The 16,569-nt window shown below is 35.8% G+C and carries 14 protein-coding genes; 1 reads left to right on the top strand and 13 read right to left on the bottom strand.

Annotated elements, in window-relative coordinates:
* Window positions 1-125: 125 nt before the first annotated feature.
* Both KBW87_RS09270 and KBW87_RS09265 read right to left on the bottom strand, forming a co-directional pair.
* Window positions 126-1,409 carry a phosphatidylserine decarboxylase family protein gene (locus KBW87_RS09270; RefSeq protein WP_057811327.1) on the bottom strand — a complete coding sequence of 428 codons (1,284 nt, stop codon included), beginning with the start codon at window positions 1,407-1,409 and terminating at the stop codon, window positions 126-128.
* 81 nt (window positions 1,410-1,490) lie between these two features.
* Complete coding sequence (locus KBW87_RS09265; protein WP_057811329.1) at window positions 1,491-2,621, bottom strand: glycerate kinase; 1,131 nt, start codon at window positions 2,619-2,621, stop codon at window positions 1,491-1,493.
* Window positions 2,622-2,697: 76 nt separating this feature from the next.
* On the opposite strand from KBW87_RS09265, the gene KBW87_RS09260 reads away from it, so the two are divergent.
* On the top strand, window positions 2,698-2,979 hold the full coding sequence (locus KBW87_RS09260) for a SemiSWEET family transporter (RefSeq protein WP_083478887.1): 282 nt from the start codon (window positions 2,698-2,700) through the stop codon (window positions 2,977-2,979).
* A 38-nt stretch (window positions 2,980-3,017) separates the two neighbouring features.
* Here KBW87_RS09260 and KBW87_RS09255 read toward each other — a convergent pair whose 3' ends face one another.
* The 11 genes from KBW87_RS09255 to KBW87_RS09205 all read right to left on the bottom strand — a co-directional run bounded on the left by KBW87_RS09255 (window position 3,018) and on the right by KBW87_RS09205 (window position 16,412).
* Window positions 3,018-3,563: a hypothetical protein gene (locus tag KBW87_RS09255; RefSeq protein WP_057811334.1), complete on the bottom strand. Its 546-nt coding sequence runs from the start codon at window positions 3,561-3,563 to the stop codon at window positions 3,018-3,020.
* A gap of 116 nt (window positions 3,564-3,679) precedes the next feature.
* A complete protein-coding gene (locus tag KBW87_RS09250) occupies window positions 3,680-4,756 on the bottom strand; it encodes a hypothetical protein (RefSeq protein WP_057811337.1) in 1,077 nt (358 codons plus the stop codon).
* Between the two features lie 24 nt (window positions 4,757-4,780).
* Entirely contained in the window at window positions 4,781-5,287 is a 507-nt protein-coding gene (locus tag KBW87_RS09245; protein WP_157055164.1) for a hypothetical protein, read from the bottom strand.
* 140 nt (window positions 5,288-5,427) lie between these two features.
* Entirely contained in the window at window positions 5,428-6,459 is a 1,032-nt protein-coding gene (locus KBW87_RS09240) for a YeiH family protein (protein ID WP_057811341.1), read from the bottom strand.
* Between the two features lie 198 nt (window positions 6,460-6,657).
* On the bottom strand, window positions 6,658-7,809 hold the full coding sequence (locus KBW87_RS09235; protein WP_057811343.1) for a cysteine desulfurase family protein: 1,152 nt from the start codon (window positions 7,807-7,809) through the stop codon (window positions 6,658-6,660).
* Between the two features lie 137 nt (window positions 7,810-7,946).
* Entirely contained in the window at window positions 7,947-8,621 is a 675-nt protein-coding gene (gene apf, locus KBW87_RS09230) for an aggregation-promoting factor (RefSeq protein WP_057811346.1), read from the bottom strand.
* A gap of 252 nt (window positions 8,622-8,873) precedes the next feature.
* Window positions 8,874-9,806, bottom strand: coding sequence for a Ppx/GppA family phosphatase (locus KBW87_RS09225; protein ID WP_057811348.1), 933 nt, complete (start codon window positions 9,804-9,806; stop codon window positions 8,874-8,876).
* An 81-nt stretch (window positions 9,807-9,887) separates the two neighbouring features.
* Window positions 9,888-11,267, bottom strand: coding sequence for a DUF2252 domain-containing protein (locus KBW87_RS09220; RefSeq protein WP_057811350.1), 1,380 nt, complete (start codon window positions 11,265-11,267; stop codon window positions 9,888-9,890).
* 45 nt (window positions 11,268-11,312) lie between these two features.
* Window positions 11,313-12,689, bottom strand: a complete 1,377-nt coding sequence (locus tag KBW87_RS09215) for a DUF2252 domain-containing protein (RefSeq protein ID WP_057811352.1) — start codon at window positions 12,687-12,689, stop codon at window positions 11,313-11,315.
* Complete coding sequence (locus tag KBW87_RS09210; RefSeq protein WP_057811353.1) at window positions 12,682-14,877, bottom strand: RNA degradosome polyphosphate kinase; 2,196 nt, start codon at window positions 14,875-14,877, stop codon at window positions 12,682-12,684. The genes KBW87_RS09215 and KBW87_RS09210 overlap by 8 nt, the downstream gene beginning before the upstream one ends.
* Window positions 14,877-16,412: a Ppx/GppA phosphatase family protein gene (locus tag KBW87_RS09205; protein ID WP_057811355.1), complete on the bottom strand. Its 1,536-nt coding sequence runs from the start codon at window positions 16,410-16,412 to the stop codon at window positions 14,877-14,879. Before KBW87_RS09205 ends, KBW87_RS09210 begins: the two co-directional genes overlap by 1 nt.
* Between the last annotated feature and the right edge of the window lie 157 nt (window positions 16,413-16,569).

Here is a 16,569-nt window from a genome sequence, read left to right as displayed (position 1 = left end):
CAATTTTCCAACTACTGCGGCGAAAGCACTCACAAATAATGCGCTCAAGCTCATTTTACCTAGCTTTTTCACTGAAATCACTCCTTTTCTAAAGAAAGTATATCAGGAAAAAGTTAAGAATTGCTTTATTCAACGCGGGCAATAATATCGCGGACTTTAATGTTATGAGTATCCAATCCTGGCTCTTGCCCATGTAAATCAAACATTACATTTACTTCAGGTCTAAATAATAACACATGAGTTGAACCACCGAAGTGGAACATCCCTAATTGATCACCCTTTTTTACATGTTGACCAATACGAACAGTAATTTCATTATTAGAAACGTCGCCCATTCCTACCGCTACAAAGCACATGAGTCCAATTTTAGGATTATCTGCTTGAATAAAAATTACCGCTCTAGTAGCAGTCGATGTCAAAAAGGCCTGTGAATCATTAGCAGCCACAGGATCAGCTCCGCGTGGATTTTCAAAGCCTTGACTAAGAGCTTCCCCATAATAGGAGCCATCAAGATTGTATGCTTTAACTATTTTGCCGCTCACTGGACTATTCCAGCGATGATAACTGAGTGCACTTAAAAATGCTTGATAAAGCGTGCCACCTTCGAATTTTGAAGTCCAAGGATCATTATGAAGCAAATCTATTAAAGAATATGGTTGCCCTTTGATCCAGAACTTCGCCTTCATTGGAACATCATGAGCAATCCGATAAGGAGCTGACTCGCATGCATTAGCAATTACATTATCATCATCTGCTCCTGCTACTGGACGTACACCCGGCTTAAAGGTACGCGTAAAGAAGTCATCCCAAGACTTGAAGCCATACTTTTGAACAACATCTTGTGACCGCACATTAAAGATATCTAGAAAACTCTCTCCTTCTGCTTCTTCAGCCATCTCTTTTTGAGCATAAGGAGAGAGCCATCCTTTAGAGCTAGTGTTCAAAACGTAAGTCGAGTCTTCACTTTGCAAGTAATGACCCCAATAATCCAAAATCCCTTTAAATTTTTCGTTCACTTTAGGATTATTAAACAAAACATAACCTGCACGCGTGCCCATCGGATAATCTAAAACAGCGTTCAACGGAGTGCCTACTAAGCCAGTCGTATTAAATTCAGGCGCCCTTTGAATAATCCGGTTAATTACCAAAAGCAACTGTTCATAATCACGCACTTGCGGCGCACCATTAGGCGCATTCACGTCCTTAACTGGGATCTCCGCAAACATCATATGAACTAAATTCCAAATATAGCGATCAGATTCAATCAAATCCTTTAAAGCTTGCACTGGTGGCAAGAGGTGCTGATTTTCTTCACTTTCAGCTTCTTTATAAACCTTCTTCAACCACTTATTTTCAAATTCTTGATCACTTGGTAACCATTTACCAACATTAAATCTATGTTTAGTCATCGTATACGCTCCTTCTATTTTACTAAAAGCGCTTCTACTTTAATCCTATCTCTAGATACCCTTTAAAGCAACGAAATAACCCTAGCACATTAATGTTCGTACGATATTTTCAGTGGTTCTTTCTACATTTTGAGGACCATTCTTTAAAGCTTCTTCCAAACTACTTGCTTGCGCTAAAATACCAAAGAAAGCCGTAAAACCATATTGATATAAGTCTTCAATCCCATCACCCAAGTACCCGGCTAAAGAAAAGACTGGCTTTTGATATCTCTGAGCAAGTTGGGCAACTCCATAGGGAGCTTTTCCGAACTTAGTTTGAAAGTCTGTTCCTCCTTCTCCCGTAAAAACATAATCAGCCTGGCGAATCTTTTCTTCTAGGTGAGTTAACTTAATTACTAAATCAATTCCTTTTTCCATTTGAGCATTAGTAAAAGCCATCAACCCAGCCCCTAGGCCTCCAGCAGCGCCAGCTCCTGGAAGATTTTCGATATCTTTACCCAAATCGCGTTTAATGATGTGAGCATAATGGGATAAATTTTGATCTAGTTGTTCAATTAAGGATGCATTCGCCCCTTTTTGTTTTCCAAAGACATACGAGGCTCCATTTTTACCAGTTAAAGGATTGGTGACATCACTTGCTAGGATAATTTGAGTAGATTGAAGACGCGGATCGAGTTCAGAAATATCAATTTTTGCCAGCTTATTCAGCTGACCGCCTCCTGGAGTCAGTTCATTTCCTTTTTCATCTAGCAAATATGCACCTAAAGCCTGCGCCATTCCGGCGCCCCCATCATTAGTACTGCTTCCCCCAAGACCAATAATTATTCTCTTCATCCCTTGATCAAGAGCATCTTTAATTAATTGACCAGTTCCATAAGTAGTGGCCTTGGCAGGATTGCGTAAATTAGGAGTAAGCAGCTCTAATCCACTAGCTTTAGCCATTTCAATAATTGAGGTCTTCTTATCGCCCAAAATTCCATAATAAGCTTGAACCTCTTGATTCAAAGGTCCTTTTACATTTAAATAAACGCGCTTGCCATGCGTTGCATCAACTAATGAATCAACAGTTCCTTCGCCTCCATCTGCCATGGGAACTTTTACAATTTCAGCAGTTGGATCGGCTTTAAGGATGCCTTTTTCCATAGCCTCACAAACTTCTTTTGCTGTCATACTTTCTTTAAATGAATCTGGTGCTAGTACATATTTCGTCATAATTTTTCACCTCTTCTACATTTTACTATTTTTGCATTTAGAGAGCTTTTTCATTAAAATGTAAAAAAGGAGTGATTTGTTGAAAAAATTAAAATCATTAGATGATAAAACTGTTTTAACGATTGGTCGAATTGGATCAGTCCTATCAGTTTTGATGTATGTCTCTTATGTCCCTCAGATTATGAACAATTTACATGGTCAATATGGTAATCCTATTCAGCCCCTAGTAGCAGCAATTAACTGTACTATTTGGGTGCTATACGCCATTTTGAGAGAAAAGAAAGATTGGCCACTATTTATCGCCAACTTCCCCGGAATTATCTTCGGATTAATTACTTTCTTTACAAGTTTACACTGATAATTAAAAACCTAGGTTCTTAGAACCTAGGTTTTATTTTACTTAGAATTATTATCTGCACCGCTATCGATAGCTTCACGCGAAATCTTGGTCTTTTTAGCCAAATTCTTAACTTGTTGGACCTGCTTGTCTTGATTAATTTCTTTAACAATTCCTTTTAGACTTCGAGTCCCTAGATAGCTTTTACCTTCATAAAAGTAAACGCGTTCACTTGCATTCGCACCCCTCATAGTGTAGTAAGTTTTACTGGATTTGCGCTTAGGAGCAGCATGATATACGTAACCTTTTCCCTTGTCAATAAAGGAGAAAGCATTCCGATTGCGGAAAGAAATGACTAAACCATCTTTTTTAGCAGCATTCCAAGTCTTCTTCCATCTGCCACCATAAGTTTGAGCAGCATAGTAAGTAATTGCACTTGCATTTTGTTGAGCAGTTAAATTGCTTGCTTTAAGAGTAGTTTTTTTCACTTGAGAAGTTTTAGGAGTTGAAGAAGTAGAACTTGATTTACTTGAATTTTGACAGGCAGCTAAACTAAAAGCAGCTAAAGTTATCATTACACCAGCAGTAATTTTTTTCGAAATCATAATTAACGCCTCTTAAATAATTTATACTTATACTTCTATCATAATTAATTTAAGGCGCTTTCTTCAAGTAAAATGGACTAGAAAATGAAATTGCTTATTTAACTAAAAATAGGTATTTAATCATCCGAATCATCGTCATCACTATCGTTAATGTAGGCGCCAAGTTGCTTAAGATCACTAAAGTGAGTATTCTTATTCTTCTTAGCTAACTCGGGTGACTTCCACAAGAGTGAGCGGAATCCTCCACTAGTATTGTAGTTTACAATTACAGCTTGCCCAGCTTCAGTATGGGGTGCATAAACATCGGTGCCACCAGTTGGCTGAACCCAACCTTGAGTTCCAATTCCATCAAAGTCATAATTTGGATTTTTATATGAAACTGTCCTTAAGATATGCTCAGTTTGTTTAAACACAGACTCAGAATATTTCGCATCATAATCTTTACTTTGTTTATGAAGTTGATAAGTGCCTCCTTCATTCTTAAGTGTGTGCGCACCAATCGTAATTTCTTCTAAGCTATCTCCATAATATCCATACCAAGTACCTTGCATATTACTTGGCATCGTAAATTCCCCGGCATCCCCCGGAATGTTGCTCTTGCCATTCTTATGACTGCTTGAATCAGAATCGTCGGTACCAGAATCAGCTTCTTGATTACCAATCTTAGCCCTTCCAGCTAGCTTATTCACAACATCATCTCTGTTGAGTTTATTCAAATAAGTGACGATATCCTTGATAGTCGCACTGCCTAGATAGTGATTTCCTTGATAGAAATAGATGTCTTGACTGCTCCCATTTCCATCTAAAGTGTAGTAAGTATCACTACTCTTACCCTTTGGAGCAACTTGATAAACGTAACCTTCACCCTTATCAATTCCAGAAAAATCATCTCGGCTATGGAATGAAATATCCAAATTTGATTCTTCAGCCTTCTTCAGTGTCTTTGTCCAATCCTTACCATATTTTTCACTGCCGTATACGGTAATTACACTTGCATTTTGCCGAGCAGTTAAACCATTAGGTGACAAATTTCCTGGTTTATTCGACTTGTGAGGTATATTCTTCTTCACACTAATTTTGCTGGTTTTAGGAGCAGAAGTGACCTTAGTTTTCTTATTTGTGTTTTGACATGCGGTCAAAGTTGCACCAAGGACACCCACGCTTAAAATAGTTAAAATTTTTCTTGTTTTCATTAATTTCACTTTCTTGAATTTGATCTATCTTCTGTAGTAATCGTTGTTATAGCTTTCGTTTTCAAAATGAAGAACCTTCTTAGACTTATTGTTTAAGAAAAAGCTAAAGGCATTATCATTTGTCCAATCAAGCTTGAAGAAATATTTTCCTCCTTGATCTTTTCTTGCAGCTAGCCAATGATGTTTTTGCGCATAGCTATTAGCTCTAACACCTGTCATAGTATACATGTACTTGCTATACCACCTGTCATTCATGTGATACAAGTTCCATTTTCCATTGTATCTTTTATAATAATACGATAGTCCAGTAAAGGTAACAGTATGGGCTGTGAGTTTGAAACTCTTATATGCAGTCTTTTTACTTCTTGAAACCCAGGTTCCGCGCATTTTACGTGGTACTGTAAACTTTCTATCCGCACCATATTTCATGGTACTTGCTGCATGTACACTTTGTGGCTTAGCTATTGGCATTGTTGAAAATATTCCCAATAGTAAACAACTTATTCCTAATGCAATGATTCCCTTTTTCATTTTTACTCCTTTTGAAACTAATTCATGTTTGACCACATTTTTCATGCTATCACTAGCTTTTTATTCGTCAATACTTTAGAAATATATGCACAAAAAACAATCCATCTACTTCAAATGGATTGTTTTTTTAAAATCTTTATCTAAAATAGCACCTTACTCATAACAATCATCAAAACTAATAAGAATGTTGAACTAATTGCTGCAGCTCCAAAGACTGCCTTTCCACGTTGAAAGATAACCTTGAAGTTCACTGACATCCCTAAAGCCGCCATTGCCATTCCTAAGAAAATATAAGCAATTTGCACTAAAGCATCAATTGCTCCTGCTGAAAATGGTAAAAATGTGCCCATAATACTTGTTCCAATAAAGCCTACCAAAAACCATGGAACAGGTAATTTCTTCGGTTCACTTGCATTGGTTCTCACTGCTTTTTTAGTAAGACGGCGTTGATACCAAATTCCAATAATTAAAGCTACCGGAGCCAGAAGAATTACGCGAGATAATTTCATAATCAAAGCACTATCCAAACTAATGTCGCCAAAAGCTCCTCCGGCTGCAATTGCGTGCGCAATTTCATGAAGAGAACCACCAGTTACAATACCAAATTGAGCATCGCTTAATCCCAAAATTGGCTTTAATACAATTTCTAGCAAAGTGAAGACAGTTCCCATTACGCAAACAACCGCAACAGCGAGAACTTCATTTTCTCTTTTGCGAGCTTCATCTTCAGCCTCAATTTGAGGAGAAACTCCCATTACCGCAGCGGCTCCACAGACGCCACATCCACATGCAGTTAGAGCAGCCAATTCATCCTCTGCCCCAAACTTCTTACTTAACCAAAAAGTAAGAGCAATCGTTGTGCTTACAGCAATTGCGGCCACTAAAATAGTTTTCACACCCGCACTGGCTAGCTTTTCTAAATTAAGGCGAAAGCCTAGCAAGATGATCCCCAATCTCAAAAACTTATTAGAAATAAATCCTACCCCAGCCTGCGCTTCTTCTTGAATACCAGCAGGCAGCAATTGTAATCCAATTCCTAGTAAAAGTGCAATTACTAAAGCACCAATTAAGTTGACATACGGCAGTTTTGCCAAAAAAATCCCCGCAACTGAACACGTTAGGGTCATAATAGTGGCCATCCAAAAAGGTTTAGTTTTTACAATACTTAACAAATCAATAATACCTCCATACAAATCTAATTAGTAGAAATGTTATATGGAAGCTAGTAAGGTACACCTATATATTTAAATAAAATGCATAATCTATAACTTATTCCCTATTAATATACATTATACAACTAAATTAGCAAAAATAAAAGATTTTTTTCACAAACAAAAAATAGCCATAACTTAATATGACCATTTTATATTTTATTTCTTTAAACGCTTAATAATTTTAGTTAGTGTCTCAACCACTGTGTTTACTTCATCGACAGTGTTTTCAATACTAAAACTGAATCTTAATGATTCCCAAACTCGCGGATTATCCTTTCCATACATAGCTATCAAAACATGTGAAAGATCGAGCGAGCCAGCCGTACATGCTGAACCAGCTGAACCAATAATTCCGGCCAAGTCGAGATTAGTCAATAAAACGTCACTACGAATTCCTTTGAACCAAATATTAATAACTTGCGGAGCCATGTGATCTTCAATATTTCCGTTCACTTCAATGTCAATGCCATTATTCTTTAAACCATCAACTAAAGTATGCTTAAAACTTAAATAACGTTCTTTATTTGCTAAAATGGCCTTATTTGAGTGTAATTCTACTGCCTTTGCAAATCCAGCAATAGCAGGCACATTTTCAGTTCCTGCACGACGCTTTAATTCTTGATCTCCTCCTAACAAGAATGAAGGAAGATTGATTCCATCACGTTCATACAAAAATCCGAGTAACTTTGGACCATTTAACTTATGTGCTGAAGTTGAAAGAAGGTCAATTTTCATATCTTTAACATCAATTGGTACTTCGCCATAAGCTTGAACTGCATCGGTATGGAACCAAGCATTAGTAGGAGCAACAATTTCTCCAATTTCCTTTATTGGTTCTAAACTACCAACTTCATTATTTATCATCATGATAGTTACTAGGATAGTGTCTGGACGAAGAGCGTTCTTTAAATCATCTAAATTGATTTGACCATTTTCATCAACATCTAAATATGTTACCTCAAAGCCCATCTTTTCCAGACGTGCAAGAGGACGCAAGACAGCTTCATGTTCAAACTTAGTTGAAATGATGTGCTTACCTTCATTTTGACGAGAGAGTGCTGTTTGTATAATAGCGGTATTATCACTTTCGGTCCCACCACTAGTAAAAATGATTTCCTTATCATCAGCATTAATTGATTCTGCCAAAATATGACGGCTATCTTCTAAGACATGCTTTGCTTCACGCCCATAAAAGTTGGTAGCTGAAGCATTACCAAATACATTCGTCATCATGTCAGTCATTGTCTTTACAACTTCCGGAGCCATTGGCGACGTACCGGCATTATCCATATAAATTTTGTTGTTCATTCTTTTCACTTCTTACTTAAACATTATTTTTATAGCATTAATAGTATATTACTTAAAGTAAGTAAGTTCAACTCTGATAAAAATAAACACCCATCATTTGATGAGTGTTTATCTTAGATTATTAGAATTAATACTTTTTAATAGTAACCGTTTGATTGCCAAAAGCTCTTAGCAGCTGACCATGAACCGTAACGGCTCTTAACATAATTATCAGCAGCTCTTTCTTGGTTGGCAGCTGAGTAGTCACCACCTAAATATGAAGCCGACAATTGATACTTACCAATGTATTGACCGTTTCTTGAGCCATATGAACCACCGGATTCTTGACTAGCAATCCATTCCTTAGCACTAGCTTCAGAACCACTAGCACTTGAAGTGTAAGTGGTTGAAGATTTTTGAGTAGTTTGTGGTGCAGAATAAGTTTGTTTTTGTGAGGCAGTTACTGCTGAAGAAGTTTGGGTAGATTGAGTATTTTGAGTTGGTTGAGCTTGAGTATGTTTTACATGCTTTACAACTTCGTTAGCTTTAACCCATTGGTTTTTACCTAAATCGTACCACTTTTGTCCTTTTGAATCATAAGCAGTCTTAATAATCTTCCAGTCTGAGTTGCTTGGCAAAGTTTGTCCGGTAGCAACTGGATTTTCATAATTGTTGTAAACAGTAGTTGCACTTTGAGCTGTAAACACTGAGCTGTCGTTTTGAACAACAGCAGCGTGAGCAGTTTGTGAATTCATGTTATTGATTGCAACCAAGCCTGAAACTGAAAGAGCAGTTACGGCGATAGATTTTACTAAGATAGATTTAGCTTTCAATGATTTTCTCCTTTTTAGTCTAAGTTCTAAATATATAATGTTTTTTCTAACTTGTTCTTTAATCAACTTTCAGTATTTATAATACAAGCAGAAAATTGCAGAACCATAACAGAGAGGTCACCTAAGTATTAAAATAATGTTGCATTTTGTAAAATTACGTAATATTAGTAACATAAACCGCAATTATGTAATATTTGTAACAATATAATACAAAAAAACAGAGCTTCGGTAGTTCAAAGCTCTGTTTTTTTGCTAAATTGTTCTTTTTGCTAAAAATTCATACAGTAAACCATCACGTAGGCCATGATTTGAGAAAATCACTTCACCAATTTGTAAATTACGTAAAACTATGCTTAATGGAATTAATCCTCCAACAATAACATCTGCCCGACTCTTGGAAAGACCGGGAATTTGAGTACGACCTTCTTTATCTAAAGAAATCAACTTAGTAATCAAATCAAAAATGTATTGCGTTGATAAGTGCATCCCATGAATATCCGGCAGATCATCCACATTTGTCGTCATTTCTCGACGATGAATCTTAGCAATTGTCCGATTGCTCCCACCCAAAACAATCAATGGTAAATTATGAACTTTACTGAGCCAATTGGTAGATGAAATCGTTCTGCCTGCTAAATTCATCGCCTGATACAAATCGCTCGCTTTAATTTCGTCCGTTAAATTAAAATTTTGCGATAAAAGGACTGCTCCAATTGGCAAGCTAACCCTTTCACAACACTTTCCATTATTAACCCAAACCAGCTCGGTAGAAGCACCACCAGTATCCATAATTAAACCGTTTTTTACTGGAAGAGTATTAACTACTCCTAAATAGTCCAAATAAGCTTCAGTGGTTCCAGCAATTACTTCTAATTTTAAGCCAACTTCCTTTTCAACCAAATCCAAAAATTCTTTTTGATTAGCGGCTTGTCTAACTGCAGCTGTAGCTACGGCACGAATTTTAGTATTCTCTAACTTGCTGTATCGACTCTTAAACTTTTTTAAGGCCTTTATTGTACGTTCAACAGGTTCTTTTTTAAGCGTCTTTTCTTTTCCCATATTTTCAGATAAACGTACATACTCTTTTTGATAGCCAATCACATTGAAACTACCATAATTATCTATTTCAGAAATTTTCATTCTGACAGAATTTGACCCAAGATCAATTACAACTAAATTCAACATTTTAATCCCAACCTTCCTTTCTACCCATATTGCCACAAAATCAACAAAAAAACGAGTCCGAAATTCAAACTCGTTTCTTTTTTACTCTTCACCGCGTAAATACTTGGCAAAAGCATCATAATCTTCATGCACTTGCTTACTATAAGTTTCAGCCCAGTCAGCCATTTTCTTAGAAAACTTTTTACTTTCTTTAAGATACCCATAGATCATGGGAGCAGTTGGACTTTGATAATGAGCCACTGCCAAAATGAAACTACACAATCTAGCATATGCAGCAAAGCTTTCTTTATCCAATTTAGTTGAATCAATTGAGTCTTTCATATCTCTAAACTGGCGCACATAATAATTTCGCTCTTTGGTTTTAGTATATCCTAAAAACGGATCAAAGAAAGTTTGTAAAATCTTTTGCCCAGTAATTACACGCTTACCTTCCTCAAAGCTTTGTTTTTCAGCTTCTTCAACAGTTAGTTTTAACAAATCATACTTTGATGGGAGGGCTTCTTTAATTTGTAAGACTAAATTAGTATCATCTTTACCCTTTAATAAAACTAAGTAGCAACGTGTGCCAAAACTTCCTACACCAACACTATAGCGGATAATATCGGTTACCTTAAAATTACTCAAAAAGACCTGCATATCAGGTGAGAGATTTTTAAGATATTGTTCAAATGCCTCAAGAATCTTATCATAGGATTTTTGCGACATTCGCCGAGCACGCGGAGGATTCTCTTTAAATTGGACTTTTCCATCCTTTTCTTCCGTAAATTTCTTGACCACTTTATCAGAGTTTTGATGGGGAGCCTTTTTAGCAATTTTATTCAATACTTTAACCATTTGCTCATCATCTTTAGCAATCTCCAAGAGATCTTTGATGTTGTAAGAAAGATAATGTCGATCAAGCAAATTTAAATTATTAGCATATTCAATGCCATCTTCATAAGATTTGGCCGTTTTTTCCAGAATCTTGCGCGTATCCTCTGCGTCATAGCCATTAATCTCACTAATTAACTTTGCACTGACCATTAGTCGTTTGAGATCATTTTCCCAAGAACCAACTCGAGTTTCATCAAAATCATTTAAGCCAAATAAGAGTTGGCGTTCCGGCGACGCGAAAAAGCCAAAATTATTAAGGTGAGCATCCCCACAAATCATCACTGGAATATGGGACTCTTTACTTCCATGTAAAATATCGTATTCCATTATCCCAGCTGTTCCACGTAAAAATGTAAAAGCATTCTCCATCATTCTTTGATGACGCAAAGATAATAATTCAGGGATCAAGGTAGCTTCTTGTGTCTTAATCATCTCAACGGCATCTCGTTTCACCGGATGATATTGCGTAATTTCATCTATCGGTGTTTCTTTGGCACATTTCTTCCCATCTTCGATCAATTGATTTTTATCAGCATTTAAGCGGAGCTTATCTACTTTAAATTTTTTGAGTACAAAACTCTTAGTCATTACTTTCCCTCTTTTGATTGAGCTTGACTATGTCTGCTCTTCTTATCAGGCATGGTGTAAATATTTTTTAAATGCTTTATAGTCTTGACGTACTTGCTCACTATAGGCCTCTGCCCAGTTGGTCATTTTCTTAGAGAATTTCTTACTCTTCTTGATATAGCCATAAATCATTGGGGCAGTTGGACTTTGATAATGGGCTGCTGCCAAAACAACGGCACATAGCCGAGTATAAGCACCAAAGCTCTTTTTATCAAGCTTAGTTAAATCAATTGAATCTTTCATATCTCTAAATTGACGAACATAGAAGCAACGATCGCTAGTTTTAGTGTAACCTAAGAATGGATCAAAGAAAGTTTGTAAAATTTCTTGACCAGTAATGACACGCTTACCTTCGGCTGCTTCTTGAGCTTTAGCTTCATCAACAGTCATGCTAAGGAGCTCATATTTACATGGAACGGCTTCTTTAATTTGCAAAACCAAGTTACTGCCATCTTTTCCTTTCAAAAGAACTAAGTAACAACGGGTACCAAAGCTGCCCACGCCAACACTGTAGCGAATAATATCAATTACTTTAAAGTTGCTCAAAAGCACTCGAATGGCTGGTGAAACATTTTTACGATATTGATTAAATGCGTCAAGAATCTTCTTATACTCTTGAGAATTCAACTTTTTAGCCCTAGGTGGATCAACTTTAAATCTTAATTCCCCGTTCACCATTTCGGTGTGCTTTTTTACTACCTGATTAGAATTGTGATGAGGAGCCTTTTTAGCGATTTTCTTCAAAATCTTTCTCATTTGCTTGTCACTTTTAGCAAATTCAAGTAGTTCTTTAATATTGTAGGAACGGTAATAACGCTTAAGCACTTGTAAGCTGTTGGCATGCTTAATCCCTTTTTTATAAGACTTAGCTGTCTTTTTCAAGATTTTATGTACATCATGCTTACTATAGCCATTAATTTCACCAGCTAGATCGGCACTTACCATCAAGCGCTTTAAATCAAATTCCCAATTACCAACTCGAGCTTCATCAAAGTCATTTAAGCCAAATAAAAGATCTCTTTCAGGTGAAGCAAAAAAGCCAAAATTATTAAGGTGAGCATCCCCACAAATCATTACTGGAATATTAGTTTGCTTTCCCGTATGAAGAAAATCATAGACCATCACTTCAACAGTTCCGCGCAAAAATGAAAAATAGTTTTGCATCATTCTCTTATGTCTAAGAGGAAGAAGCTGAGGGATCATGTGAGATTCTTGAGCGCAAATCATTTTTACCGCGTTACGTTTTACAGGATGATATTCCGTAATCTTATCAATAGGGATTTGTTGAGCACGTTTTTCCCCTTTTTTGATTAACTGGTTTTTATCAATCTTTATACAAAGCTTATCAATTTTGAACTTTTTTAAAATAAAACTCTTATCCATTATTATCCTTCTTTTCATCGAGTTTCAAATCATTATCCTGTCTTCTGATAACTTCAAAAGTTTCAATTTTTCTTGCGTTAGCCTTGCGTCTTTGCTTTAATTCTTCATTCTTTTCTTGAGCTTGCTCAATAAAAAATTCCTGACAGTTGACGGCTTCTTTTCCTCGTCTATCAATCATTGTGTAAGTATCATTATGCAAAATTCTGCCCTTTACATTGTCCTCCCACATCTTGTTGTAAATATCAATGGCACGCTGTTTTAAGTCCGGTTGTAAAACTGGAAATAGTGTTTCAACTCTTCTGTTCAAGTTTCGTTTCATCATATCTGCACTTGAAAGATAAATCTCATCATTTCCATCATTATAGAAATAATAGATTCGACTATGTTCAAGTAAACGTCCCACAATTGAGTGAACTTCGATATTATCGCTGATTCCCGGAATATCGGTTCTCAAACAACAAATACCACGGACTATTAAGTGAATTTTTACACCAGCATGAGAAGCTTGATAAAGCTTAGCAATAATTTCTGGATCGGATAAAGAATTCATCTTCATATGAATTTCAGCATGACGTCCAGCCTTGGCAATTGCAATTTCATTATCTACCTTTTCGTTGATAAATTCACGAATATGCTCTGGAGAAATTCTTAATTGTCTGAAATATGGTGGTTTTGAATAACCTGACAACATATTAAACAAATTAGTAGCGTCTACTCCTAGATCACGGCGACAAGTAAAGAGCCCCATATCGGTATAGAAATGAGCAGTCACATCATTATAATTTCCCGTACCTAGGTGCAAATAACGACGAATTCCATCTTCGTCTCGTCTAATTACACAAGTAATCTTAGTATGGGTCTTTAATCCCTTTAAACCATAAATTACGTGACATCCCATTTGCTCTAAAGTTCTAGCCCAGTGGACATTATTTTGTTCATCAAAACGGGCCTTTACTTCTACCAAAACAGTTACTTGTTTTCCAGCTTGGGCTGCTTGGCCTAAATACTTAATAATTGGAGAATTCCCTGATACACGATAAAGCGTCATTTTAATAGCTAAAACCTTATCATCATGAGCAGCTTTTTTGATAAAGTTAAGAACTGTATCGAAAGAATCATAAGGGTGTTGAACTAAATAATCACGTTTCCTAATATTGGCAAAGATATCACTGGATAATTCCAAATCAGGATCTACATATCCTTTAAATGGCTTGTAGCGTAAATCATCATGTCCTTGAACGGCTCCTAACATTTTCTTTAAGAAAGTCAAATCGATCGGTCCATTAATTTCATAGACCTCATTCTCACTGACTTTCAATTTTTTAAAGAGACGCCGCCGAAGTTTATCCCCCATGTTTTTATCAATTTCAAGACGGACCACCTTACCATGTTCACGATCTTTCAATTGAGTCTGAACACTTCTCAAAAAGTCTGAAGTATCTCGTTCTGCTACATCTAAGTCCATATCTCTAGTAGCTCTAAAAGTAGCAGCTTCTTTAACTTCGTAGCCATCAAAAAGTTGCCAAATAAATTCTTTGATAATGTTTTCTAGCAAAACGAAGCTATTTTCGGCATCAGGCAATTTAACTAAACGTTTAAAAATGTTAGGTACTCGCACTGTGGCATAATCATGATTGCCATTTTCAGTATCTTTCAAGCGAACGGCAATATTTAAGGAATCATTTGCAATGAATGGAAATGGACGGTTAGTATCGTCAGCCATTGGGGTAAGTACAGGATAGAGTTCATCATAAAAGTAACGTCTAATGAATTCGTATTGATGTTCATTTAAATCTTCTACATTTTTGATGTAAATATTATTACTTTCTAATAATGGCAAAAGTGAGCGTGAGTAAGTTGAATATCTCTTCTCAACTTCCTTGTGTTCTTTCTTATTGATCTCATCCAATTGCTTTTGTGGTGTCATTCCAGAAGCATCGGTTGAAGTGATTCCTGCAGCAACTAATTTATGTAATGAAGCAACTCTAACCATGAAGAACTCATCGACATTACTTTGAGTAATTCCCAAAAAGTTAACTCTATCTAAAAGCGGATTATCCTTATTACGGGCTTCTTCTAATACACGATCATTGAAGTCCATCCAACTAAGTTCACGGTTAATGTAATATTCAGGCTTTCTATACTTTTTTGTTTCTTGCTTTTCAAGCTTTAAAAGCTTATCACTCATTATCTGTTCATTCCTTCTTGTTTTAGACTAACTTTAATACCAAAAACTTCTTCAAATAATTTTGCACGTTTATTAAATGACCACCGCTCAAGAGTAATATCCGCATTAGTCTTGGCGTGAATAATTAATTGATTATCTTCTTTTAGTGAAACTACTATTTGCTTGATTTTTTGCTTATGAGATGCATCAAGCGCTATTGCAATTCTTAAAATAGCTGACAGTTTTGCGACTTGTAATTGAATGTGAGAATCCAAATTACGATAATGATGGCCACCAATATCAGGTTTTCCAGGTCCCTCATCAATTGTTTGATAGCGACATATCTCCTTCACAATCTCATTTTCTTTCTCTGACAAGCCTATCAACTTATTCGCATTAAGAATTTCTGCAGATTCCTCATAGCGACTAGATTGATTGATAAAATTTCCCACATCATCAACAATCGCTGCTAAGGTAAGCAACTTCCGATCCTTTTCATTTAACATATGAACATGACGTAAACGATCAAAAATATGAAGAGCAAATCTTTCAACTTCTTTTGCATGATTTTCATCTACTAGATAGCGATTAGCCATATTTTTAGCAAAAGTTGTAATAATATCATCACTATAAATTTCTTTATTGGTGTGCTTTTTTGCTTCTTGCATCAATAACCCAGTAATTACAGACATATCTGTAATATAAATTTCATCAGGCTTGAGCAACTTAATAAACTTGCGAATTGCAATTAAATTCGGCAAAGTATGTTCTGCAACTGCCGGCTCTAGTTGATATTCTTGCATCATATATGATGCCGGCATATTAACTGTGTTTTTATAAAATTGATCGAATTCTTTCGAAGTTATTCTAGTGACTGTGTCATTTTCATGAAGATACTTATTACTTAAACTATCTGCATGTTGAATCATAATCGCTGCGTTAGCACTAGGTTTAATTTGCCGAGTTAAATGACCAATCTTTGCTCCAATGTAATCTTTGATCACATCGATCGGATTATTTGGAGTGGTAGTAGTAATTTCATTAATTTCTTGAATCTCACGTGGTCCTAAAGGTAAACTCCAAGTTGAAGCAAATTTATGATTTTCAAAATAAGACAGATTGATCATTGCTGATCCTAAACTTAATAAATAAATAGGAATTGTCTCAGTTTTCCCACGTTGAACTTTAGAAAAACTTTTAATTCCACTTAATACTTTAGCGTAGACAATTTGACTCCCGCTTAACCATTCAACTTGTAGTCCAGTTCGAACTTTAATTTGATCGGCAATATAACTCGCCGATAAGTCATCAATTAATTGTTGATTAGCGTAAAACTTAAAATCTTCAATTCTGTACTCTTTAAGTTTTTGCTTGAAACCATCAATTGCTATGCAGATTTTTTCCATGTCATTTTCAAAAACTTCACTTTTAGAATCCGCCTGTGCAAAAGAGGGAGAATCAATTTTTTCAATGATTGTCAAATCCTTCAAATTCACAATATTTAACTGAATTTTATAGGAAGACATATAAATAAGACCAAATAATTTATTTCGCATAATTTATCACCTATATTGTTAATGATGAAAATGATTACATAATTATTGTAACTTTATTTTTTAATAATGTAATAGATAAACGCTTATAAATAGCATATTTTTTATAAGTGCTTATCTTTTAATAAATTAACTAAGCGTGTTACTATCAAATTAGGCT

This window comes from Lactobacillus intestinalis, from assembly GCF_024397795.1.
Taxonomy (GTDB): domain Bacteria; phylum Bacillota; class Bacilli; order Lactobacillales; family Lactobacillaceae; genus Lactobacillus; species Lactobacillus intestinalis.
This window is presented reverse-complemented; position numbering and strand designations above follow the sequence as displayed.

Bases quoted from the DNA above. Each gene is read 5' to 3' on its own strand.
- KBW87_RS09270 (WP_057811327.1), bottom strand. From the start codon at position 1,409: ATGACTAAACATAGATTTAATGTTGGTAAATGGTTACCAAGTGATCAA.
- KBW87_RS09265 (WP_057811329.1), bottom strand. From the start codon at position 2,621: ATGACGAAATATGTACTAGCACCAGATTCATTTAAAGAAAGTATGACA.
- KBW87_RS09255 (WP_057811334.1), bottom strand. From the start codon at position 3,563: ATGATTTCGAAAAAAATTACTGCTGGTGTAATGATAACTTTAGCTGCT.
- KBW87_RS09250 (WP_057811337.1), bottom strand. From the start codon at position 4,756: ATGAAAACAAGAAAAATTTTAACTATTTTAAGCGTGGGTGTCCTTGGT.
- KBW87_RS09245 (WP_157055164.1), bottom strand. From the start codon at position 5,287: ATGAAAAAGGGAATCATTGCATTAGGAATAAGTTGTTTACTATTGGGA.
- KBW87_RS09235 (WP_057811343.1), bottom strand. From the start codon at position 7,809: ATGAACAACAAAATTTATATGGATAATGCCGGTACGTCGCCAATGGCT.
- KBW87_RS09225 (WP_057811348.1), bottom strand. From the start codon at position 9,806: ATGTTGAATTTAGTTGTAATTGATCTTGGGTCAAATTCTGTCAGAATG.
- KBW87_RS09220 (WP_057811350.1), bottom strand. From the start codon at position 11,267: ATGACTAAGAGTTTTGTACTCAAAAAATTTAAAGTAGATAAGCTCCGC.
- KBW87_RS09215 (WP_057811352.1), bottom strand. From the start codon at position 12,689: ATGGATAAGAGTTTTATTTTAAAAAAGTTCAAAATTGATAAGCTTTGT.
- KBW87_RS09210 (WP_057811353.1), bottom strand. From the start codon at position 14,877: ATGAGTGATAAGCTTTTAAAGCTTGAAAAGCAAGAAACAAAAAAGTAT.
- KBW87_RS09205 (WP_057811355.1), bottom strand. From the start codon at position 16,412: ATGCGAAATAAATTATTTGGTCTTATTTATATGTCTTCCTATAAAATT.